Source organism: Pseudomonas sp. Emmai (assembly GCF_055179735.1).
The window spans coordinates 2,873,008-2,892,590 of sequence record NZ_CM143685.1 but is presented as its reverse complement, the minus strand read 5'-3'; the positions used below and the strand labels follow the sequence as shown (position 1 = coordinate 2,892,590).

Annotated in this window: 16 protein-coding genes; 6 read left to right on the top strand and 10 right to left on the bottom strand. The window is 62.5% G+C overall.

The window, feature by feature from the left end; genetic code table 11:
* Window positions 1–1,153: 1,153 nt before the first annotated feature.
* Both ACY4LX_RS13280 and ACY4LX_RS13275 read right to left on the bottom strand, forming a co-directional pair.
* Window positions 1,154–2,077, bottom strand: a complete 924-nt coding sequence (locus tag ACY4LX_RS13280) for a LysR family transcriptional regulator (protein ID WP_123406592.1) — start codon at window positions 2,075–2,077, stop codon at window positions 1,154–1,156.
* A gap of 243 nt (window positions 2,078–2,320) precedes the next feature.
* Window positions 2,321–3,304 (bottom strand): MBL fold metallo-hydrolase, encoded by a 984-nt coding sequence (locus ACY4LX_RS13275; RefSeq protein WP_463260157.1) that lies wholly within the window; start codon window positions 3,302–3,304, stop codon window positions 2,321–2,323.
* 277 nt (window positions 3,305–3,581) lie between these two features.
* Here ACY4LX_RS13275 and ACY4LX_RS13270 point away from each other — a divergent pair, with 277 nt between their 5' ends.
* Window positions 3,582–4,001, top strand: coding sequence for a helix-turn-helix domain-containing protein (locus ACY4LX_RS13270; protein WP_463260156.1), 420 nt, complete (start codon window positions 3,582–3,584; stop codon window positions 3,999–4,001).
* Window positions 4,002–4,075: 74 nt separating this feature from the next.
* Here ACY4LX_RS13270 and ACY4LX_RS13265 read toward each other — a convergent pair whose 3' ends face one another.
* Together ACY4LX_RS13265 and ACY4LX_RS13260 are read right to left on the bottom strand one after the other, a co-directional pair.
* A complete protein-coding gene (locus ACY4LX_RS13265) occupies window positions 4,076–4,900 on the bottom strand; it encodes an alpha/beta fold hydrolase (RefSeq protein WP_463260155.1) in 825 nt (274 codons plus the stop codon).
* 29 nt (window positions 4,901–4,929) lie between these two features.
* Window positions 4,930–5,505 (bottom strand): flavodoxin family protein, encoded by a 576-nt coding sequence (locus tag ACY4LX_RS13260; protein WP_463260154.1) that lies wholly within the window; start codon window positions 5,503–5,505, stop codon window positions 4,930–4,932.
* Window positions 5,506–5,825: 320 nt separating this feature from the next.
* On the opposite strand from ACY4LX_RS13260, the gene ACY4LX_RS13255 reads away from it, so the two are divergent.
* Entirely contained in the window at window positions 5,826–8,615 is a 2,790-nt protein-coding gene (locus ACY4LX_RS13255; protein ID WP_463260153.1) for an ATP-binding protein, read from the top strand.
* On the opposite strand, the gene ACY4LX_RS13250 is transcribed toward ACY4LX_RS13255, so the two are convergent.
* Window positions 8,580–10,049 carry an ATP-binding protein gene (locus ACY4LX_RS13250; RefSeq protein WP_463260152.1) on the bottom strand — a complete coding sequence of 490 codons (1,470 nt, stop codon included), beginning with the start codon at window positions 10,047–10,049 and terminating at the stop codon, window positions 8,580–8,582. The genes ACY4LX_RS13255 and ACY4LX_RS13250 overlap by 36 nt on opposite strands.
* 186 nt (window positions 10,050–10,235) lie before the next feature.
* Window positions 10,236–11,186: a GlxA family transcriptional regulator gene (locus tag ACY4LX_RS13245; protein WP_463260151.1), complete on the bottom strand. Its 951-nt coding sequence runs from the start codon at window positions 11,184–11,186 to the stop codon at window positions 10,236–10,238.
* Between the two features lie 343 nt (window positions 11,187–11,529).
* Between ACY4LX_RS13245 and ACY4LX_RS13240 the strand changes: the two genes are divergently transcribed.
* Entirely contained in the window at window positions 11,530–12,252 is a 723-nt protein-coding gene (locus tag ACY4LX_RS13240) for a pirin family protein (protein ID WP_463260589.1), read from the top strand.
* Window positions 12,253–12,331: 79 nt separating this feature from the next.
* Here the strand turns inward: ACY4LX_RS13240 and ACY4LX_RS13235 are convergent, their stop codons facing one another.
* Window positions 12,332–13,207: a LysR family transcriptional regulator gene (locus tag ACY4LX_RS13235; protein WP_149658739.1), complete on the bottom strand. Its 876-nt coding sequence runs from the start codon at window positions 13,205–13,207 to the stop codon at window positions 12,332–12,334.
* Window positions 13,208–13,320: 113 nt separating this feature from the next.
* On the opposite strand from ACY4LX_RS13235, the gene ACY4LX_RS13230 reads away from it, so the two are divergent.
* On the top strand, window positions 13,321–14,565 hold the full coding sequence (locus tag ACY4LX_RS13230; RefSeq protein ID WP_463260150.1) for a YbfB/YjiJ family MFS transporter: 1,245 nt from the start codon (window positions 13,321–13,323) through the stop codon (window positions 14,563–14,565).
* A 59-nt stretch (window positions 14,566–14,624) separates the two neighbouring features.
* Window positions 14,625–15,626: an NAD(P)H-quinone oxidoreductase gene (locus ACY4LX_RS13225; protein WP_463260149.1), complete on the top strand. Its 1,002-nt coding sequence runs from the start codon at window positions 14,625–14,627 to the stop codon at window positions 15,624–15,626.
* Here ACY4LX_RS13225 and deoC read toward each other — a convergent pair.
* Complete coding sequence (deoC, locus tag ACY4LX_RS13220) at window positions 15,620–16,303, bottom strand: deoxyribose-phosphate aldolase (protein ID WP_463260148.1); 684 nt, start codon at window positions 16,301–16,303, stop codon at window positions 15,620–15,622. The genes ACY4LX_RS13225 and deoC overlap by 7 nt on opposite strands.
* 128 nt (window positions 16,304–16,431) lie before the next feature.
* On the opposite strand from deoC, the gene deoR reads away from it, so the two are divergent.
* On the top strand, window positions 16,432–17,196 hold the full coding sequence (gene deoR / locus ACY4LX_RS13215) for a DNA-binding transcriptional repressor DeoR (protein WP_149658743.1): 765 nt from the start codon (window positions 16,432–16,434) through the stop codon (window positions 17,194–17,196).
* Here the strand turns inward: deoR and ACY4LX_RS13210 are convergent.
* Window positions 17,189–18,247, bottom strand: a complete 1,059-nt coding sequence (locus tag ACY4LX_RS13210) for an aldose 1-epimerase family protein (RefSeq protein ID WP_463260147.1) — start codon at window positions 18,245–18,247, stop codon at window positions 17,189–17,191. The two genes, deoR and ACY4LX_RS13210, sit on opposite strands and share 8 nt — an antisense overlap.
* The gene (fucP, locus tag ACY4LX_RS13205) at window positions 18,244–19,575 is read right to left on the bottom strand and encodes an L-fucose:H+ symporter permease (RefSeq protein WP_463260146.1); all 1,332 of its coding nucleotides are present in this window, start codon (window positions 19,573–19,575) and stop codon (window positions 18,244–18,246) included. Before fucP ends, ACY4LX_RS13210 begins: the two co-directional genes overlap by 4 nt.
* Window positions 19,576–19,583 lie beyond the last annotated feature (8 nt).

Here is a 19,583-nt window from a genome sequence, read left to right as displayed (position 1 = left end):
AGCGCCGAACGCAGAGCGTCCGTGGAGGCATTCCCACGCGGGAGCGTGGGAACGATCAGGTCTGCGGGGTGCCGGGGTCGGGATGTTGAGCGGTTTGAAGATCGTTCCCACGCTCCGCGTGGGAATGCAGCCCGGGACGCTCCGCGTTCCATCCAGCGCCGAACGCAGAGCGTCCGTGGAGGCATTCCCACGCGGGAGCGTGGGAACGATCAGATCTGCGGGGGTTACGGAGCCGGGATGTTGAGCGGTTTGAAGATCGTTCCCACGCTCCGCGTGGGAATGCAGCCCGGGACGCTCCGCGTCCCATCCAGCGCCGAACGCAGAGCGTCCGTGGAGGCATTCCCACGCGGGAGCGTGGGAACGATCAGGTCTGCGGGGTGCCGGGGCCGGGATGTTGAGCGGTTTGAAGATCGTTCCCACGCTCCGCGTGGGAATGCAGCCCGGGACGCTCCGCGTTCCATCCAGCGCCGAACGCAGAGCGTCCGTGGAGGCATTCCCACGCGGGAGCGTGGGAATGATCAGGTCTGCGGGGTGCCGGGGCCGGGATGTTGAGCGGTTTGAAGATCGTTCCCACGCTCCGCGTGGGAAAGCAGCCCGGGACGCTCCGCGTTCCATCCAGCGCCGAACGCAGAGCGTCCGTGGAGGCATTCCCACGCGGGAGCGTGGGAACGATCAGGTCTGCGGGGTGCCGGGGTCGGGATGTTGAGCGGTTTGAAGATCGTTCCCACGTCCGCGTGGGAAAGCAGCCCGGGACGCTCCGCGTTCCATCCAGCGCCGAACGCAGAGCGTCCGTGGAGGCATTCCCACGCGGGAGCGTGGGAACGATCAGGTCTGCGGGGTGCCAGGGCCGAGATGTTGAGCGGTTTGAAGATCGTTCCCACGCTCCGCGTGGGAATGCAGCCCGGGACGCTCCGCGTTCCATCCAGCGCCGAACGCGGAGCGTCCGTGGAGGCATTCCCACGCGGGAGCGTGGGAATGATCGAGTCTGCAGGGTGCCGGGGCCGGGATGTTGAGCGGTTTGAAGATCGTTCCCACGCTCCGCGTGGGAATGCAGCCCGGGACGCTCCGCGTCCCATCCAGCGCCGAACGCAGAGCGTCCGTGGAGGCATTCCCACGCGGGAGCGTGGGAATGATCAGGTCTGCGGGGGTACGGTTACGGGGTCGGGATGTTGAGGGGTTCGGACATGAACTGGCTGATGCGTGAGCGCAGCCATTTCTCGGCCGGGTCGTTGTCGTGCACGCCGCTCCAGGCCATCGATAACTGTGCCGCCTCGATTTCAAACGGTGGGTCTTCGGCGCGCAGTGCGCAGCCTTCGACCAGGGCACACGCGGCGTAGTCCGGGACGGTGGCGATCATTTCGGTGCCGGCGAGCAGTGCGCGCAAGCCGCTGAATTGCGGCACCCCCAGCACCACGCGGCGACTGCGGCCGATTTTGGCCAGATCGAGATCGATGTTGCCGCTCAGGTCACCAGAGAACGACACCATCGCATGGGGGCGTTCGCAGTATTCGTCCAGCGTCAGCGGGCCGGGGCGTTTGTCGCCGCGCAGGACTTTGCAGGGAATGTCCCGCAGTTTCTTGCGCTTGGCATTGGCCGGCAGATCGGTGGTGTAGCTCACGCCCACGGAGATTTCCCCCGACGCCAGCAACGCCGGCATCAGCAGGTAATTGGCTCGGCGCACGACGACGATGATGCCCGGCGCCTCTTCTCGCAACTGGCTCAACAACGGTGGAAACAGACCGAATTCGGCGTCGTCCGACAGCCCGATGCGAAACACGTCGCAGCTGCTGGCCGGTTCGAATTCCTTGGCCCGGCTGACCGCGCCGGAGATGACGTCCATCGCCGGTTGCAGCTCCTTGAGAATCGCCAGCGCCCGCGCCGTGGGCTCCATGCCGCGGCCGTTGCGCAGCAGCAACGGGTCGTCGAACAGATCGCGCAAACGCCCCAGCGCCGCACTCACCGCCGGTTGGCCCATGAACAGTTTTTCAGCGACCCGGGTCAGGTTCTTTTCGAACATCAGGGCTTCGAAAATCACCAGCAGGTTCATGTCGACGCGGCGCAGATCGTTACGGTTCATCAGCATGTTTTCCTTGTGGTTACACCGAAGCTAAGTGGCCAATGCAAACCCCTGTGGCGAGGGGGCTTGCCTGTGGCGAGGGAGCTTGCCTGTGGCGAGGGAGCTTGCTCCCGCTTGAATACACAGCACTCACAAAATCCGCATCGCGATAAAGATTTGGGGGCCGCTTCGCAGCCCAGCGGGAGCAAGCTCCCTCGCCACCGGTTTTGTATTACCCCTGACATTAAGCGCAGCGCTGAAACTCTACTCGATCAACGGCACTTTCGCCGCTCGTTTATACGGACCGTATTCCACCGGTACCCATTCAAAATGCTTGCCCTCGGCGGCGATATGACCGATGCCCGGGAACGGCAAGTGTGCGGCCGTGACCCAGGTCTTGCTGGTGGCGGCGTCGGTAAAGACCTGGTTGCGGCTCTTGATCGCCTGCTGGCTGTTGACGTCAAAACCGATCGACACTTCAGGATGCAGGAATTGCACCGCCAGGTTATGCACCAGATCGCCCATGAACAGAATGCTCTGGCCCTGGGAGGTGAAGCGATACGTGGTGCTGCCCGGTGTGTGCCCGGCTTCCAGCGTGGCTTCGACACCCGGCACCGGTGACTGGCTGGCGTCGAAGGTCTTGAAGCGGCCCGCCGCGACGTATGGAGCGGTCGAATCCTGGGCGATTTTGAAGTACGGCTTGGCGCCTTCAGGGGCCTTGGCGAGGGCTTGCGGGTCGAGCCAGTACGCGGCTTCGGCCTTGGCGGCATAAACGGTGGCGTTGGCGAAGACCGGTTTTTGCTGGGCGTCGACCAGACCGCACACATGGTCCAGGTGCAGGTGGGTCAGCAGGATGGCGTCGACCTGATCCGGCTGATAACCGGCGGCTTTCATGTTGTCCGAGAGCATGCCGGCGGTGGCGCCGATGCACTGCCCTGCCCCGGTGTCCACCAGGAACAGTTGCTTGCCGGTGTTGACCAGAAACGCATTGAACGCGGTTTGCACCCCCGGCGTTTCAATCGAGCGACGGGCCAACAGTGCGCGGATCTGACTCTGGGTCAGGCCCTTGAGCAGTTTCGGCGACAGGTCGTTGTAGCCGTCGAACAACGCCGTCACTTCGTAATCCCCCACCGCCAGGCGAAAGTAGCCGGGCGCCTGGGTGCCGACCTGCGCCGGAGCCGCCGCCATCGAAATCCCGGACGCCAGCGCAACCGCCAGGCCCAGTGTGCCAACCACAGAATGCTTCATGCCTTCACCTTTGATGTCGCCAAAGAAAGCGGCCCGCCGAGGCCCGCCATACGTCACCCATCTTGCACCGCCCCACCCCCCGCGCACTTGCAGCGATGTGCTGAGTTAGCGCGGTTCTCGCAAAAAACCGGGCAAGGAATTAACAACGTTTAACTCGCCTGCCAACGCCCCGCGGCCAAGAATGAAGCCCACTGCACACACCTGCTTTCTGCAAAAGGGAAGGTGCTGATCCACCGTGCAGTGCGCCCGCGCATTCCCACCGACACGGAACTTTGTCATGGCCCATGTTCAGCATTACGCCGTCAGGGCGTCCGCCACGTCGCCGCAAAAAACCAGCACCGGCGGCCTCGCTCCCTGGCGCGAAAACCTGGTCAAGCAACTGATCCTCGAACGCCTGAGCGACAGCCTGGAAGTGACCGAACTGGCGAATGCCTGCGCGTTGTCGCGCAGTCATTTTTCCCGCGCGTTCAAGTGCAGCACGGGGTTGTCACCACAGGACTGGATTCGTTGCCAGCGCATCGCCAAAGCCAAGCAATTGATTCGCGACACCGACCTGACCCTGACGCAGATTAGTCTGGAATGCGGATTTTGCGATCAAGCGCATTTTTGCCACATCTTCACCCGCAGCGAAGGGATCAACCCGTTTGCGTGGCGGTGCAAGGTGGTGCGCGCCCCGGCCTTCAACGCTTTTTTGTAGGAGCAAAGCTTGCTCGCGATGGCGACCTCAGGAACGCCATCGCGGGCAAGCCATGCTCCTGCAAGAGCCCGAAATCAGGCTTTGAGGAACGCCAGCAGATCTTCGTTGAGCTGATCCTTATGGGTATCGGTCAGACCATGGGGCGCGCCCGGGTACACCTTCAGCGTCGAGCCCTTCACCAGCCGCGCCGAAGCAATCCCCGCTGCTTCAATCGGCACCACCTGATCCGCATCCCCATGCACCACCAGGGTCGGCACGTCGAACTTCTTCAAATCCTCGGTGAAGTCGGTTTCCGAGAACGCCTTGATGCAGTCGTAGGCGTTCTTGTGGCCGGAACTCATGCCCTGCAGCCAGAACCAGTCGATCATGCCCTGGGAAGGCTTGGCGTCCGGTTTGTTGAAGCCGAAGAACGGGCCGGCGGCGAGGTCTTTGTACACCTGCGAACGGTCGACCAATGACGCCTGACGAATCCCGTCAAACACCTCGAGCGGCAGGCCGCCAGGGTTGGCTTCGGTCTTGAGCATCAGCGGTGGCACCGAGGAAATCAGCCCGGCTTTCGCCACCCGGCCCGTGCCGTGGCGGCCGATGTAACGCGCCACTTCGCCGCCGCCGGTGGAGAAGCCGAACAGCACCGCATCCTTCAGGTCCAGCAACTCGATCAGTTGCGCCAGGTCGTCCGCGTAGTGGTCCATGTCATTGCCGTCCCACGGCTGGCTCGAACGGCCATGACCCCGGCGATCATGGGCGATGACCCGATAACCCTTGGACGCCAGGAAGATCATCTGCGCTTCCCAGCTGTCGGCGTTCAGCGGCCAGCCGTGGCTGAAGACGACGGGCTGACCGGTGCCCCAGTCCTTGTAGTAGATCTCGGTGCCGTCGCGGGTGGTGAATGTGCTCATGTGGCGTGCTCCTTTTTTGGGTAGATGGATCAAAGCGGTGAATGATGCAGGCGCTCAGCCAGGCGTGCGACTCGCTCGCCCAGGTGCGCGGCGGTGCGGCGATCTTCGGGCGGTGGCGCGTCGTCGGGGGATTGCTCGACATTCGACTGGGCCATGGCACCGAGGGAGCTGCCGAGGCGATTGAGTTGCCCGTCGAACAGGCCGGTGCTGCTGCGTGCGGGCAACAAGTCGAGGCCGACCCAGATCATCGAATGCTGGGCGGCGAACACCGCCATCTGCAGCAAGGTGTTGAGCTTGTCGCCACACAGGCACCCGGAATTGGTGAACCCGGCGGCGAGCTTGTCGCGCCACGGCTGGGCCAGGTAAAACGCCGAGGTGGCTTCCATGAAGTGCTTGAAGGACGCCGAGGCGCTGCCCATGTAGGTCGGGGCGCCGAAGATGATCGCGTCGGCCCGGTGCAGACGCTCCCACTGGGTGTCCACGTCCTCCACCGAAATCAGCCGGCAGGTGCTGCCCACGTGCCGTTCCACGCCCAGGGCCACGGCTTCGGCCATGACCCGGGTGTGCCCGTAGCCACTGTGATAGACCACCACCACATCGCTCATGCCGGCATCCTCCAGAAGTGTCCATTCCTTTTACAACGCGAAGACGAAGGTCTTCGTTGGACTTGAAGCGCTAGAGTTTTGGGCGTAGACGTGACTTGCGACGAGTTAAACGTTGTTAATTTTCACCGCCGTACCCGGCGCGGCGCCGCCCTGTTTGTCACACTCGCGCCCAATAAATACGCAGCGCGCACCGACAGCGGCAACGCGTCAGTCACAGCGAACACCTGACAGTCAGTAGAACCCTCATTGCACTGCCGGACAATCCTGAGGAATATGCTCGGAAAACCGCGTACTAGACGGATGCAAGCAGGAGTGACCCGTTGACCCTTTCCCCCGAACAGGCCGTGCAGTTCGGCCCTTACCGGATCTATCCCGGACAGCGTCTGATCCTGGAAGGCGACCAGCCCCTGCGCCTGGGTCGGCGCGCCATGGACATTCTGTTGATCCTGCTGGAACACGCCGGGAACGTGGTCAGCAAGCAGCAATTGATCGCCCGGGTCTGGCCCAAAAGCGTGGTCGAAGACATCAATTTGCGCGTGCACATGGCGGCGTTGCGCAAGGCATTGGGGGACGGTCAGGCGGGGCAGCGCTATATCGTCACCGTGGCCCAGCGTGGGTACAGTTTTGTCGCGCCGTTTTCCCTGGAGTCCATCGCACGACATCCCAATGCGCTCGAGCCACAACGGCATAACCTGCCGGTGCGCCGCACCCGCCTGATCGGCCGGCAGCCGCTGGTGGACAGTGTGGTCACGCACCTGGCCCGCCAGCGTTTCATTACCCTGGTCGGCCCCGGCGGTATCGGCAAGACCACCGTGGCCCTGCGGGTGGCCGAGCAACTGATCGGACACTACCGCGACGGCATTCGCCTGCTGGACCTCGCCCCGCTGACTGACCCGGCGATGATCACCGCGCACCTGGCCACGCTGCTGAACCTGGTCCTGCACGACGGCGAGCCGATGCGCGATCTGGCGACCTGCCTGCGCGAGCGGCAGATGCTGCTGGTGATCGATAACTGTGAACACCTGATCGATGCGATTGCGCTGCTCTGTGAAAGCATTCTGCGCAGTGCGCCGCAGGTGCATATCCTGGCCACCAGTCGCGAGAGCCTGCGGGCCGAAGGTGAGTACGTGCAGCGCCTGGAATCCCTCGACTGCCCGCCGCCGATCGCGGTGCTGGATCGCGCCCAGGCCCTGAGTTTTTCTGCGCTGCAATTGTTCGTCGAGCGCGCGATGGCCAGCCACGACAGTTTCGAATTGAGCGATGCGGAACTGCCCCTGGCGATTGAGATTTGCCAGCGTCTGGACGGCATTCCGCTGGCCATCGAACTGGCGGCGGCGCAAGTCGCCCACCTCGGCATCAGTGGTTTGCACACGCAACTGCAAGGCAGTTTTCGCCTGCTGACCCAAGGCAGTCAGGCCACGTTGGGCCGTCACCAGACCTTGCGCGCAACGCTGGACTGGAGCTTCGAACTGCTCAGTGCCTGCGAGCAAACCTGCCTGCGCCGCCTGGGGATTTTCAGGGACAGTTTCACCCTGGAGTCTGCGGCGGCGGTGATCATCGGTGAGCACATCGAGCCTGACGTAGTGTTTGCCTCGATCACCCAACTGGTGGCCAAGTCCTTGCTGAACGTGGAGGTCGGCGACGAAGAGGTGTTCTATCGCCTGCTCGACACCACCCGCAGCTACGCCCTGGAAAAACTGCATCTGGCCGGCGAACTGCCGGACACTCGGCAACGGCATGCCAAGCGCTGCCTGGCTTTGATGGACCAGGCCCAGGACGACTGGGAGAAAACCCCAACGCACCTGTGGATCGAGCGTTACGCCCGAAGCCTGGAAGACATTCGCGTCACCCTCGAATGGGGCTTGCACGCTAACGGGCCGCAGGCGCTGGCGATCCGTCTGACCGCCACGTCGATGCCGCTGTGGCAGGAACTGTCGCTGCTCAAGGAACACGGCGTGTACGTGCGCCGGGCCCTGGCCTTGCTCGAAGCCGCCGCCGAGCCCTGCCCTCACCTGACCATCGCCCTCAAGCTTGCCCTGGGCAGTTCCTGCTACCACGCCCAGGGCGGCACCGCCGAAACCGTCGACGCCTTCGTCAGCGCCCGGACCCTGGCCGAACGCTGCAACGATGTCGCCGGTCAGTTGCGGGCGGTGTCCGGGCACATGGCGGTCAATCTGTGTTGCGGCAACTACCAGATGGCCCTGGAGCAAAGCCGCCAGTTCGATCAATTGGGTGTACAGGGCGACCCACTGTTGTCGCTCAGCACCCACCGTTTGCAGGTGCTGGCCCAGCACTTTTCCGGGGATCAGCCACGGGCGCGGGACAACGCCGAGCAGGTCATCCAGCGCATGACCCAGAGCGGCCACCTCAACCGCTTCACCCACGGTTTTGGCGTGCAGTACGACCAGAGCGTCGCCGCCCTGACCATTCTGGCGCGCATCCTCTGGCTGCAAGGCCACCCGGAACAAGCCTGGCGTACCGCGCGCCAGGCGCTGGACATTGCGCTGCAGATCAACCACGGCACGTCGATCTGCTACACCCTGGCGCTGGCCGGGTGCGTGATCGCCCAGTACAACGGCGACAGCGTTACCGCCCGCGACCTCCTGCGTCTGTTGCTGGAGCAGGCGCAGAAGCATTCGGTGCTGCTGTTTTACAACTGGGCGCGGCAATACGCGCAGGTGATCGAAGGTGTCGAGGGGCCGCTGCCCGCGCAGCCGAATGCCGGGTTGGTCAAAGAGATCATGCTGACGCTCAACGCAGGCGTTGCGGATGAGGCCCTGCTGGCGCGGGCGGAAAGTGGCGCGGCGGGTTGGAGCACGGCAGAGATTTTTCGGGCCCGAGGCGATGCGCTGCTCAGCGAAAAGCGCCCGGACGAGGCCGAAGCCGTGCTGCTCAAAGCCTTGGCGGTGGCGAAGGATCAAGGCGCACTGGCCTGGGAGCTGCGCAGCGCGACGTCGCTGGCGCAGCTTTGGCAGCGTCAGGGGCATTGCCGGCGAGCCTATGAGCTGCTGGCGCCGATCTATGGGCGGTTCACTGAGGGTTTTGCCACGCCAGACCTGACGAAAGTCAGGCGCCTACTCGATGAGCTCGACGGGCAATTGCGCCCCTGAGATCCAGCGCGCCCGGCTGTTGTAGTGCGCATGACTGAGTTCCAGCGCGTGCAGGTGGCCACTGTTTTCGAGTTTCTCCAGGGCATAGGTGCGTGTGGTGTTGAGGAAGCGATAACGCGGTGTGCCGTTGACCTCTTCGACCGCCAGCAGCGATTTGCGCGCCAGTTGTTCGACCATGGCCAACAGGTGCATGGGCGGCAACACCGCACTACTGATCACGCCAATCGCCGCGTCGAGGGTGAAGGCCATTTTGAACACCGCCAGATGCTGCAACACCCTTTGCTCCAGCGGGCTCAGGCGCTCGTAGCTCCAGTCCAGCGCAGCCTTGAGAGTCTGGTGGCGCGGCACGGCGGTGCGCCGGCCCTGGGTCAGCAACTGGAAGCAGTTGTCCAGTTGCGCTTGCAGGCCCACCAGCGCCAAGGCGTCGATGTGTGCAGCGGCCAGTTCGATGGCCAGCGGCAACCCGTCGAGTCGGCGGCAGATGTCGCGCACGGCTTTGAGGTCTTGTTCGCGTAAGGTGAAACCCTGCTGCCGGGCGCGGGCGCGGCTGACAAACAGTTGCACCGCCGAATAGCCCATTGCCTCAGCCACGCTGTACAACGCCGACGCCGGCGGCACGGTCAGGGGTGGCAGGCGCAACACGGTTTCGTCCAGGGCTTGCAGGGGTTCGCGGCTGGTGACGAGGATCGACAGACGTGGCGCCGTGGCCAGCAAGTCCTCGACCAGCGTGCGACAACATTCGAGCAGGTGCTCGCAGTTATCGAGCACCAGCAAGGCATGCCGGGAGCTCAAACCTGTGTCGAAGGCCAGGGTATGCGTCAGGTGATCGACCACCTGCGCCGGATCGTCAATGCGCGTCAGGTCAATCAACCAGACTCCATCGCGATAGTGCTGCAACAGCAACTCGCCGACGCGCAACGCCACGGTGGTCTTGCCGACACCGGCCGGGCCGACCAGCGTCATGAAGCGGCGCACCGGCAACTGGCGCACGACGCTGCCGACGATCGAGTCTCGACCGGTAACCGGCGTCAGCCGCGCCGGCAGGTTGTGCAGGGGTGGGTGCACGCTGTCGCTGAACACCAGCGTACCTTCCTGCGCCCGCAGCACCGGGGCGATGAAACTGTAGCCGCGCTGGGGAATGTTGACGATGTAGCGCTGGCCGTTCTGGCCATCGCCCAGCGCCCGACGCAAAGCCGCAATGTGCACCCGCAGGTTGATCTCTTCGACCACCGACGTCGGCCAGACCCGGGCGATCAATTCGTCCTTGCTGACCACCTGCCCGGCACGCTCGACCAGCACCTGCAAAATGTCCAGCGCCCGCCCGCCCATGCGCAGCGGCCGATCCCCTTCCAGGATCAGCCGTTGGCTCAAGTGAAACGCGTAGGGGCCGAATCGCAGCACCGCATCGCTGTTTAGATCTGTAAGGCTGTTCATGCACGTTTACGTGCTGAAGACCGGGTTGGGCTCAAGGTACTGAAAGGTCCATCGCACACGTCCAACCAGGCTCCTGCATCTCCATCGCAAAGAGTTCACCGGTATCTTGGCAGGCCTCGATGAACGTACAACGACTGCACAGGGAGCGTTACGGACATCACGGTGCGCAGAACGGACACAACAGCTCTAGCTGAACTGTTCGCGGTACTGCGCGGGGGTCAATCCGAGTTTCTCGCTGAATAGAAAGCGCATATGACGCACGCTGCCGAAGCCGCTTTTATAGGCCACGGTCTTGAGCGGCGCGTCGCTGGTTTCCAGCAGTTGCCGGGCGTGGTCGATGCGCGCGCTTTGCAGGAATTCCATGGGTGTCATGTTCACTTCCCGGGCAAACAGCCGGGCGAAGTGGCGTGAACTCATGTTCGCCAGGCTCGCCATGCGTTCGATGCTGAAGGCTTCATCGAGGTGTTCAAGCACGTAGTTCTGCACGCGGGTGATCGGCGTTTCGTGAGGTGCGACGGTGGCCATCAACGGACTGAACTGCGCCTGCCCGCCCTGGCGTTTCATCACCACCAGCAACACCTTGGCCACGTCCTGGGCAACTTTTTTGCCATGGTCCTGGGCGACGACCGCTAATGCCAGGTCGATGCCGGCGGTGACGCCGCCGGAGGTGATCAGGTTGCGGTCCTCGACGTAGATCTGATCGGTCTCGACCTTCGCCTTCGGAAAGCCCTTGATCAGGCGTTCGGTGTAGTGCCAGTGGGTGGTCACACGGAAACCGTCGAGCAACCCGGCATGCCCGAGCATGAAGGCCCCGGTGCAGATCGAGCCATAACGTCCGGCGCGGGCCACGGCCCCCGGCAACCAGGCCAGCAAGGGTTGGGGTTTTTCGTTGTAGGCGCCGGGGCCGCCGGGGATCAGCAACAGGTCATAGCGTTCGCTGGCCTGATCGATGTGCACGTCGGCCTGGACGTTGACGCCGTTGGATGCGCGCAACGGACCGTGCTCGGTACCGATCATCGACAACACGTAGTGATCGTCCGGTGGCAGATAACGGTTGGCGATGGAAAACACCTCCATCGGCCCGGCCATGTCGAGCAGCAGAAAGTTGGGGAACAGCACCATTGCCACGGTTTTCATGGGTTCAACATCATCGAAGTCATAAAAAGAGAATATTCCCGCTACCTGTTAACACCGCCATCCCCTGTAGGAGCGAAGCTTGCTCGCGAACGCGGTCTGATAGCCAACATCATTGGTGAATGTCAGGCCGCCTTCGCGAGCAAGCTTTGCTGCTACGCGGTTGTGTGGTTGGCATTATGGCCAAGTGTGGCGGTTGTGTCGGGGGAGATTACGTGAACGGCCCCACAAAACTGTCAACCTGAGAGGGACAGTATTTCAATTTTCATCTACTTATTGCATCCGCCAGTAACTATTAACCTTCTCCTCACTCGGACGAATTCACGTCCTGACAGGAGATTTCATGATGCTGACCCTTCGCAAAGCCTCGGATCGCGGCGCGGCCAATCACGGTTGGTTGAAGTCGTTCCACACCTTTTCCTTCGCCAACTATCGCAACCCGAAAGAGCAGGGTTTTTCCGACCTGTTGGTGATCAACGATGACCGCGTGGCGGCGGGCAAAGGCTTTGGCCAGCACCCGCACCGGGACATGGAGATCTTCTCCTATGTGCTCGAAGGCGCGCTGGAACACAAGGACACCCTGGGCACCGGTTCGGTGATCCGCCCTGGCGATGTGCAATTGATGAGCGCCGGCAGCGGCGTGGCGCACAGCGAGTACAACCACTCGGCCACCCGTGGCGTGCACTTCCTGCAAATCTGGATCGTGCCTGAGGTCAGCGGCGCCAAACCGCGTTATCAGCAAGAGCACTTCAGCACCCAGAAAAAACGTGGGCGCCTGCAACTGATCATCTCCCCGGACGGGGCCAAGGGTTCTCTGACGGTGCGTCAGGATGCCCGGGTGTATGCCGGGCTGTTCGACGGCAAGGAAAGCGCGACGCTGGAACTGGCGGCCAATCGTTACGCTTATGTGCATGTGGCGCGCGGCAGCGTTGAACTCAATGGCATGCAACTGCAGGAAGGCGATGGCTTGCGGGTTCGGGATGAGCAGCTGTTGAGCTTGAGCAATGGCGTGGATGCCGAAGTGTTGGTGTTTGACTTGCGGCCGCAGGAACTGCCGCAAATGCCATGATCCTCAGCTGAGGTAAAGTCGCGGCGACTACAACACCTGTGGCGAGGGGGCTTGCCACAGGTTTTGTGTCTGCCAACGATTAATCACCCGTGCCGGAAAACCCGGCGACGATTTCATCAATCACCGCCCTCACCCGCGCCGTATGCCGCAGATCCGCATGGGTCACCAGCCACACGTCATAGGGCACCGGCCGCGTACGCTCCGGCCATAACCGCACCAGCCCATCCCGCTCGCCCATGTACACCGGAATCTCGCCCACCCCGATCCCCGCGGCGATGGATCGACGCACCAGCAACCCAGACCCCAAACTTGAAACAATCCGCCCACGGGTCAGCGGTTCCGAAACCAGGGTCATTTCTTTGTTGCCCGCCAGATACGGCTGGTACACCACCAGATCATGCCCTTCAAACGCCGAACCCGGCTCGGGCACGCCATGGGCGTCCACATAGCCTTGGGAAGCAAACAGCCCCACCGGCCAACGGGCGATGCGTCGGGCGATCAGGTCCGGGTTGTCCGGCCGGGCGTTGCGCACCGCGATGTCGGCTTCGCGCTTGGCCAGGCTGATCATTTGCGTGGACGCGTCCAGTTGCACCCGTACATCCGGGTGTTTGTCGTGCAACCGGGCAATCGCCGGGATCAGGAAATCGATCGCCAATGAATCGGTGGTACTGACGCGCACGGTCCCGGTCAGCCGGTCATCCAAACCCTGGATTTGCCGCTGCAACTCCAACGCCGACACCTCCATTTTTTCCACGGCCTGCAACGCCGCTTCGCCCACCGCCGTCAGCGCATAACCTTCGGAGGTCCGCAGGAACAACGTCGCGCTCAGGGACTTCTCCAGCGCCGTGACCCGCCGCCCGACCGTGGCCTGATCGACCCCCAGCACCCGCGCCGCGCCGCGCAATGTCGATTCACGGCACACCGCCAGAAACACTCGCGCATCATCCCAATTCATAACGTTCCCCTGCCGCTGCATATACGCATCACTGTAGCGCGAAATCGCTGCATTACTGCATCAATAAACCTCGATAGGCTGGAGGCCAGAGATAACCTCACAGGACCACTCTCATGCACAGCACATCAACCACCCGCCCCAGCGCGATCTGGCTGCCGATCTTCGCCGGCCTCTGCGCCAGCCTGGTCAGCATTGGCCTGGCGCGTTTTGCCTACACGCCGCTGATTCCAGCGTTGATCCAGGCGCAATGGTTTTCCGCCAATGACGTGGTGTACCTCGGTGCCGCCAACCTCGTCGGTTACCTGATCGGCGCGCTGATCGGTCATCCACTGGCGCGCCGCATGGGCAACAGCAGCGCCCTGCGCCTGATGATGCTCGCGGTGACGCTGTCGTTTTTTGTGTGTGGCTTTGCGTTGTCGGTGAGCTGGTTCTTCGGTTGGCGCTTGCTGTCTGGGGTGGCCGGTGGCGCGATCATGGTGTTGGTGGCGGCGACCGTGTTGCCTCATGTGCCGGTGTCCCGTCGGGGCTTGGCCAGCGGTGCGATTTTTCTCGGCATCGGTCTGGGCATTGCCGGTTCGGGGACGATTGTGCCGCCGCTGTTGAGCCTGGGTTTGCAGAACACCTGGTTCGGCCTGGGTTTGCTGGCCCTGGTGCTGACCGCCGCGAGCTGGTTTGGCTGGCCGACCACCGCGCCGCAACACGCGGCACCGGTGAACAGCGACAGCGTGAAGTCACCAACCCCGCCAGCCCTTTACCTGTTGTTCGCCCAGTACGCTTTCATGGCGGCCGGGCTGGTGCCGGCGATGGTGTTCCTGGTGGACTTCGTCGCTCGCGGCCTCGGCGCCGGGGCGCATGTAGGTGCGCTGATCTGGGTCATGTATGGCCTGGGGGCGATTGTCGGGCCGGTGAGCTATGGTTTTCTCGCCGACAAACTCGGCGCACGGTTGAGCATTCGGATTGTGCTGGTGGTGCAGGCGATTGCCCTTGCTTTGCTGGCAGCTTGCAGCTCATTCCTGGGCTTGGCGCTTCTGGCGGTGATCCTCGGTTCATTCCCGCCGGGCATCGTGCCGCTGGCGCTGGCTCGGGTGCATGAACTGGTGCCCAACCATCATCAACAACAAATCGCCTGGAGCCGCGCCACGGTGTCGTTTGCCACGCTCCAGGCCCTGACCGGGTTTGCCTATTCGGCGATTTTCAACGCCAGTGGCGGGCATCATGCGTTGTTGTTTGTCATTGCCTGCGGGGCCATTGTGGTGGCATTGGTTTTGGAATTGGCGATGCGGTTAATCGCCAGGATCAAAGATCGCAACCCTCCCCCTGTAGGCGCTGTCGAGAGCAACGAGGCTGCGATCTTTTGATCTTCGACCACAACTCACGGTCCCACCTGATAACCACCTTCCCCAACAGGAACCCAAAAATGACCCTGCCCCAAACCATGACCCTCATCGAAATCACCCAACCCGGTGGCCCTGAGGTCCTGCAACCGAAAGACGTGCCGATGCCCACGGTCGCCGCCGGTGAAGTGCTGATCCGCGTCCACGCCGCCGGGGTCAATCGCCCCGACGTGATCCAGCGCGCCGGCAAGTACCCGATGAAACCCGGCATGAGCCCGATCCCCGGCCTGGAAGTGGCGGGTGAAGTGGTCGCCATCGGCAAAGGGGTCAGTGAGTTTGTGTTGGGCGACAAGGTCTGCGCCCTGACCAACGGCGGCGGCTACGCGCAGTATTGCGTGGCCCCGGCCAGCCAGACCCTGCCGATTCCCGATGACATGGACTGGATTCAAGCCGCCGCCATCCCGGAAACCTTCTTCACGGTCTGGGCCAACCTGTTTGAAATGGGCGGCGCCAGCAAAGGCCAACGCGCGTTGATCCACGGCGGTACCAGCGGCATCGGCACCACGGCGTTGATGCTCTGCCGCGAGTTCGGTGTCGAGGCATTCGCCACCGCCGGCAGCGAGGAAAAGTGCGACGTGATCCGTAAGCTGGGGGCCAAGGCGATCAACTACCGCGATCAGGATTTCGCCCAGGTCATCGCCGAAAAAACCGCCGGCAAAGGGGTGAATGTAATCCTCGACATCATGGGCGGCTCGTACTTCAACAGCAACGTGGCCGCCCTGGCCATGGAAGGTCGGCTGGTGATGCTCGGCTTCCTCGGCGGCGCCCATGCCGACGGTGTCGACCTGCTGGCGATCATGGCCAAGCGCGCGATCATCACCGGCTCCCTGCTGCGCTCACGTACAAAGGAAGAAAAAGCCGCCATCGCCCAGGGCCTGTACGAATACGTGTGGCCGGTGCTGTCGGCCGGGCGTTGCTTGCCGATGATCGACAAGGTCTACCCGTTCACCGACGCCTCGCAAGCCCATGCGCGGATGGAAGCCGGCGATCACATCGGCAAGATCGTTTTGAAAATGGATCAGTAACCCTCGCCCGCCGACTGCGCGCCACCGATGATCGCGATGCCGGAGCTGCTGCCCAGACGGGTGGCGCCGGCCTCGATCATCGCCAGTGCGGTCGGGTAATCCCGCACGCCGCCCGAAGCCTTGACGCCGATGTCCGCGCCCACGGTGCGGCGCATCAGCGCGACATCTTCGACGGTGGCGCCGCTGCGGCTAAAACCGGTGGAGGTCTTGACGAACGCGACGTTCAGCTCGCGACAGATTTCGCAGGCCTTCACTTTCTCGGCGTCGGTGAGCAGGCAAGTTTCCAGGATCACTTTCAACGGCACGCTGCCGCAAGCTTGTTTGACCTGGGCAATGTCGTCCTGCACCTCGGCGAACAAGCCGTCCTTCAGCCAGCCGATGTTCAACACCATGTCGATCTCGCCAGCGCCGGCGGCAATCGCCCGCTCGGCTTCGAAGGCCTTGGTGTCACTCAAACCGGCGCCCAGCGGGAAGCCGATCACCGCGCAGACTTTGACGTTGTGGCCTGCCAGGCTCTGCGCGGCAAGAGGCACTTGCCCGGAATTCACACACACCGAATAGAAACCATGCTCTGCGGCCTCTCGGCACAGAGTAGTGATTTGTTCGCGGCTGGCGTCCGGCGCCAACAAGGTGTGATCGATGTACTGCGCCAGTGCCTGGGGTGGGAGATGGGCCATCGCAAAAAACTCCTGTTTGTATATTCAAATGCCCCTGCGCCACAATCGAGGATCATTTGCGCAAAAACGTTACAAAACTCACAATTAATGTTACTTAAATAACATCAACAATCAACCCCGGAATGCCTGTGGACAGTAAAAAAGCCGAGCGTCTCAAGCTGATTCAACAAGCCCTGCAAGACCAGAGCGCCATTCACCTGCGCGAAATGGCCGCGTTGCTGGACGTGTCGGAGATGACCCTGCGCCGCGACCTGACCAAGTACACCGACCACCTGCGCCTGCTCGGCGGCTACATCACCAAGATCCACGACGGCAACGAACCGGGCGATTACCGCGTGGCCGAGCAGGACACCCGCCACGTCGAGGAAAAACGCCGCATCGGCAAACTCGCCGCACGCTTTATCCAGCCCGGCGACACGGTGTTTTTCGATTGCGGCACCACCACGCCATTCGTGGTGGATTTCATCCCCGACGAGCTCGAATTCACCGCCGTGTGCAACTCCCTGAACGTGCTGCTCAAACTCTCGCAAAAGCCCAACTGCCACATCGTGGTCTGCGGCGGCACCTTCCACCGCAAGAATCAGGTGTTCGAGAACCAGACCGAATTCGGCATCCTCGACAGCGTGCGCCTGACCTGGGCCTTCGTCTCCGCCGCCGGGGTCAGCCAGGACTTCGGCGTGACCTGCTTCAATTTCAATGAAGTGGAGGTCAAGCAGAAGGTCCTGCGCCAGGCGCAACAGCGCTTGTTGCTGGCCGACCACAGCAAGTTCGACACCGTGCGCACCGCGCATTTCGCCGCCCTTGAGGATTTCCAGTACGTGGTCAGCGACAAGAAAATCCCCAAGGCTTACCGCGATGCCATCGAGGCCAGCGGCGCACAGTTGATTATCTGATCAAGGCTTGTTGCTCGGCCTGATTCAGATAACCGGTGGTGACCTTGAACGCCGCCGTCTCCCCCGCCGCCAAGGCGCGCACATGGCCCTTGGCGGATTCGGCGCGATAGCCTTCCGGTTCGCAAGTGGCGGGCAAGATAAACGCCGCCACTTGCTGATCGGCGTTGTGCAGGATCCAGCGTGCAGCGTGGTCGAACTGGTCGGGGCGATAACGGGTGTAGAACGCAGCACCGTCCGGGTGGCTCAGCAGGAAATGTGCATCGCCGTTGGCATCGGCCTTTACGCCGTCGAAGAAAAATACGATCTCCGGGTCGTAAAGCTCCGGCTGATCCAGGCAGCGGAACTGCTCCGGCTCCAAGGCCAACTGCTCCATGTAGCGGCTCCAGGCCGGTGTCGGCTTGACGTGGGCCGGCACGCTGCTGCGCAGGCGCACCTTCTCGAATCCCAACGGCTCGATAAACCGTGCGCCTTCGACGTAGGCGTAATTCATGTGGGCCATGTACATCAGGTCCATGGGTTTGCCGGCCAGGTTGGTCACGGTCATCGCGATATCGAACAGCCCCGAATCGGCACGCAAAGTGACGCTCGGGCTGGCGAGGTAGCGGTCGCCAAACCCCTGCGCATATTCGTATTCACCGCCCAATCGCAGGAAGGGGCCGGCGCTGTCTTCACCGACTTCCAACCAGGCGCGATCCATTGCCGCACAGGGCATTTCGCCGTGCAGCGGATGGTCGTCCTCATGCGTCGGACAACCGTTGCGCAGCAGGCCGCTGTGGAACATGAAACAGCCGTAGGTGCCAATTACCGTCGGGCTCGGTTTGGGCTGGCTGAACAGGTTGCTCATGGTCAGGTCGCAGCCGTCGAACACCGCATCCCAGATCATCTGGCCCTGATACGGCAGCACCACCAGTTTTCCACGGCTGTTGGTCAGTTCCAGCGCCAATACGCCGCTGGGATAGATGCTGGCGCTGACGGTGAAACGCTCTGATTTCACCAGTACCTTCGGCGCCTCGCCAAACAGCGCCGGATAGAGATTGATCCGCGTGTTCATGAGGTCACCGCCGCACCCACCGGTGCCCGTTCGCTGGCGGAATGACGCAGGCAGCGCACCGCGTAGGCGACGATCACGATGAAGCACAGCAACGGCACGCTGTAGGCCAGTTGCATATTGCCGCCGCTGTAATCGGAGAGCAGGCCCTGGAAGATCGGAATCACCCCGCCACCGACAATGCTCATCACCAGCAGCGAACCGCCGACGCCGGTGTCTTCACCGAGGCCATCGATGGTCAGGCCATAAATGGTCGGCCAGCACGGGCCGAGGAACACGCTCACGCCGACCGCTGCATACACCGCGGTGATGTTCGGCACCAGGATGGTGTAGGCCAGCAACACAATGCACAGCACGCCATACACCGCCAGCACCTTGGCCGGGTGCAGTTTGCGCATCAGCACGTTGGCGATCAGTTTGCCGATGAAGTACGCGGCGAAGGTCGTCAGCAAAAACCACGAGGCGCTGCGCTCGTTCATCCCGCCCAATTGCATGGCCAGACGAATGGTGAAGCTCCACACCCCGACTTGCGCGCCGACGTAGAGAAACTGCGCCAGTACGCCGAAGGTAAAACGCTTGTTGCCCCACAGCCGCGACAGGCTCTGGCCGAGGCTTACGGTTTTCTTGCTGGCGGTCTGCACGCCTTTACACGCCGGAAACCGGGTGATGGCGATCAGGATGAACATCAGCACCAGCACCGCGATCATCCATTTGTACGGCAGCAAGGTGGACTGGATCATTTGCAGCTGCTGCACCGCCGCGTCCGAGGCGCTCATTTGCGTGAGCTGCTCGCGGGTGGCGTCGGTGTCCTTGAACATCACGAAACTGCCGACATACACCCCGGCCATGGCGCCGAACGGGTGGAAGGTCTGGGAGATGTTCAGGCGCCGGGTGCCGGTTTCCCGTGGGCCCATCAGCGTTGAATAGGTGTTGCACGCGGTTTCTAGGAACGACAGCCCCGCCGCGATCACGAACAGCGCCAGCAGGAACATGCCGTACTTGGCCGTCGATGCTGCCGGGAAGAACAACAGGCAACCCAACATGTACAGCATCAGGCCGATGAGGATGGTGGTCTTGTAGCTGAAACGCCGAACCACTAGCGCCGCCGGGATCGCCACGAAGAAGTAGCCCAGGTAAAACGCCGACTGTACGAAGGCAGTCTGGAAATCGCTGAGCAGGAAAGCTTTCTTGAAATGCGCGATCAGCACGTCGTTCATGCTCGCGGCCGCCGCCCACAGCGCGAAGATGCTGCACAGCAGGATGAAGGCGAACCACGGCGTGCGGTTCAGGTAGAAACCATCGGGCGTCTGTTGGAGCGGAGGCTTTGTCATTGTTGTTC

Bases quoted from the DNA above. Each gene is read 5' to 3' on its own strand.
- ACY4LX_RS13280 (WP_123406592.1), bottom strand. From the start codon at position 2,077: ATGAACCGTAACGATCTGCGCCGCGTCGACATGAACCTGCTGGTGATT.
- ACY4LX_RS13275 (WP_463260157.1), bottom strand. From the start codon at position 3,304: ATGAAGCATTCTGTGGTTGGCACACTGGGCCTGGCGGTTGCGCTGGCG.
- ACY4LX_RS13270 (WP_463260156.1), top strand. From the start codon at position 3,582: ATGGCCCATGTTCAGCATTACGCCGTCAGGGCGTCCGCCACGTCGCCG.
- ACY4LX_RS13265 (WP_463260155.1), bottom strand. From the start codon at position 4,900: ATGAGCACATTCACCACCCGCGACGGCACCGAGATCTACTACAAGGAC.
- ACY4LX_RS13260 (WP_463260154.1), bottom strand. From the start codon at position 5,505: ATGAGCGATGTGGTGGTGGTCTATCACAGTGGCTACGGGCACACCCGG.
- ACY4LX_RS13250 (WP_463260152.1), bottom strand. From the start codon at position 10,049: ATGAACAGCCTTACAGATCTAAACAGCGATGCGGTGCTGCGATTCGGC.
- ACY4LX_RS13245 (WP_463260151.1), bottom strand. From the start codon at position 11,186: ATGAAAACCGTGGCAATGGTGCTGTTCCCCAACTTTCTGCTGCTCGAC.
- ACY4LX_RS13240 (WP_463260589.1), top strand. From the start codon at position 11,530: ATGCTGACCCTTCGCAAAGCCTCGGATCGCGGCGCGGCCAATCACGGT.
- ACY4LX_RS13235 (WP_149658739.1), bottom strand. From the start codon at position 13,207: ATGAATTGGGATGATGCGCGAGTGTTTCTGGCGGTGTGCCGTGAATCG.
- ACY4LX_RS13230 (WP_463260150.1), top strand. From the start codon at position 13,321: ATGCACAGCACATCAACCACCCGCCCCAGCGCGATCTGGCTGCCGATC.
- ACY4LX_RS13225 (WP_463260149.1), top strand. From the start codon at position 14,625: ATGACCCTGCCCCAAACCATGACCCTCATCGAAATCACCCAACCCGGT.
- deoC (WP_463260148.1), bottom strand. From the start codon at position 16,303: ATGGCCCATCTCCCACCCCAGGCACTGGCGCAGTACATCGATCACACC.
- ACY4LX_RS13210 (WP_463260147.1), bottom strand. From the start codon at position 18,247: ATGAACACGCGGATCAATCTCTATCCGGCGCTGTTTGGCGAGGCGCCG.
- fucP (WP_463260146.1), bottom strand. From the start codon at position 19,575: ATGACAAAGCCTCCGCTCCAACAGACGCCCGATGGTTTCTACCTGAAC.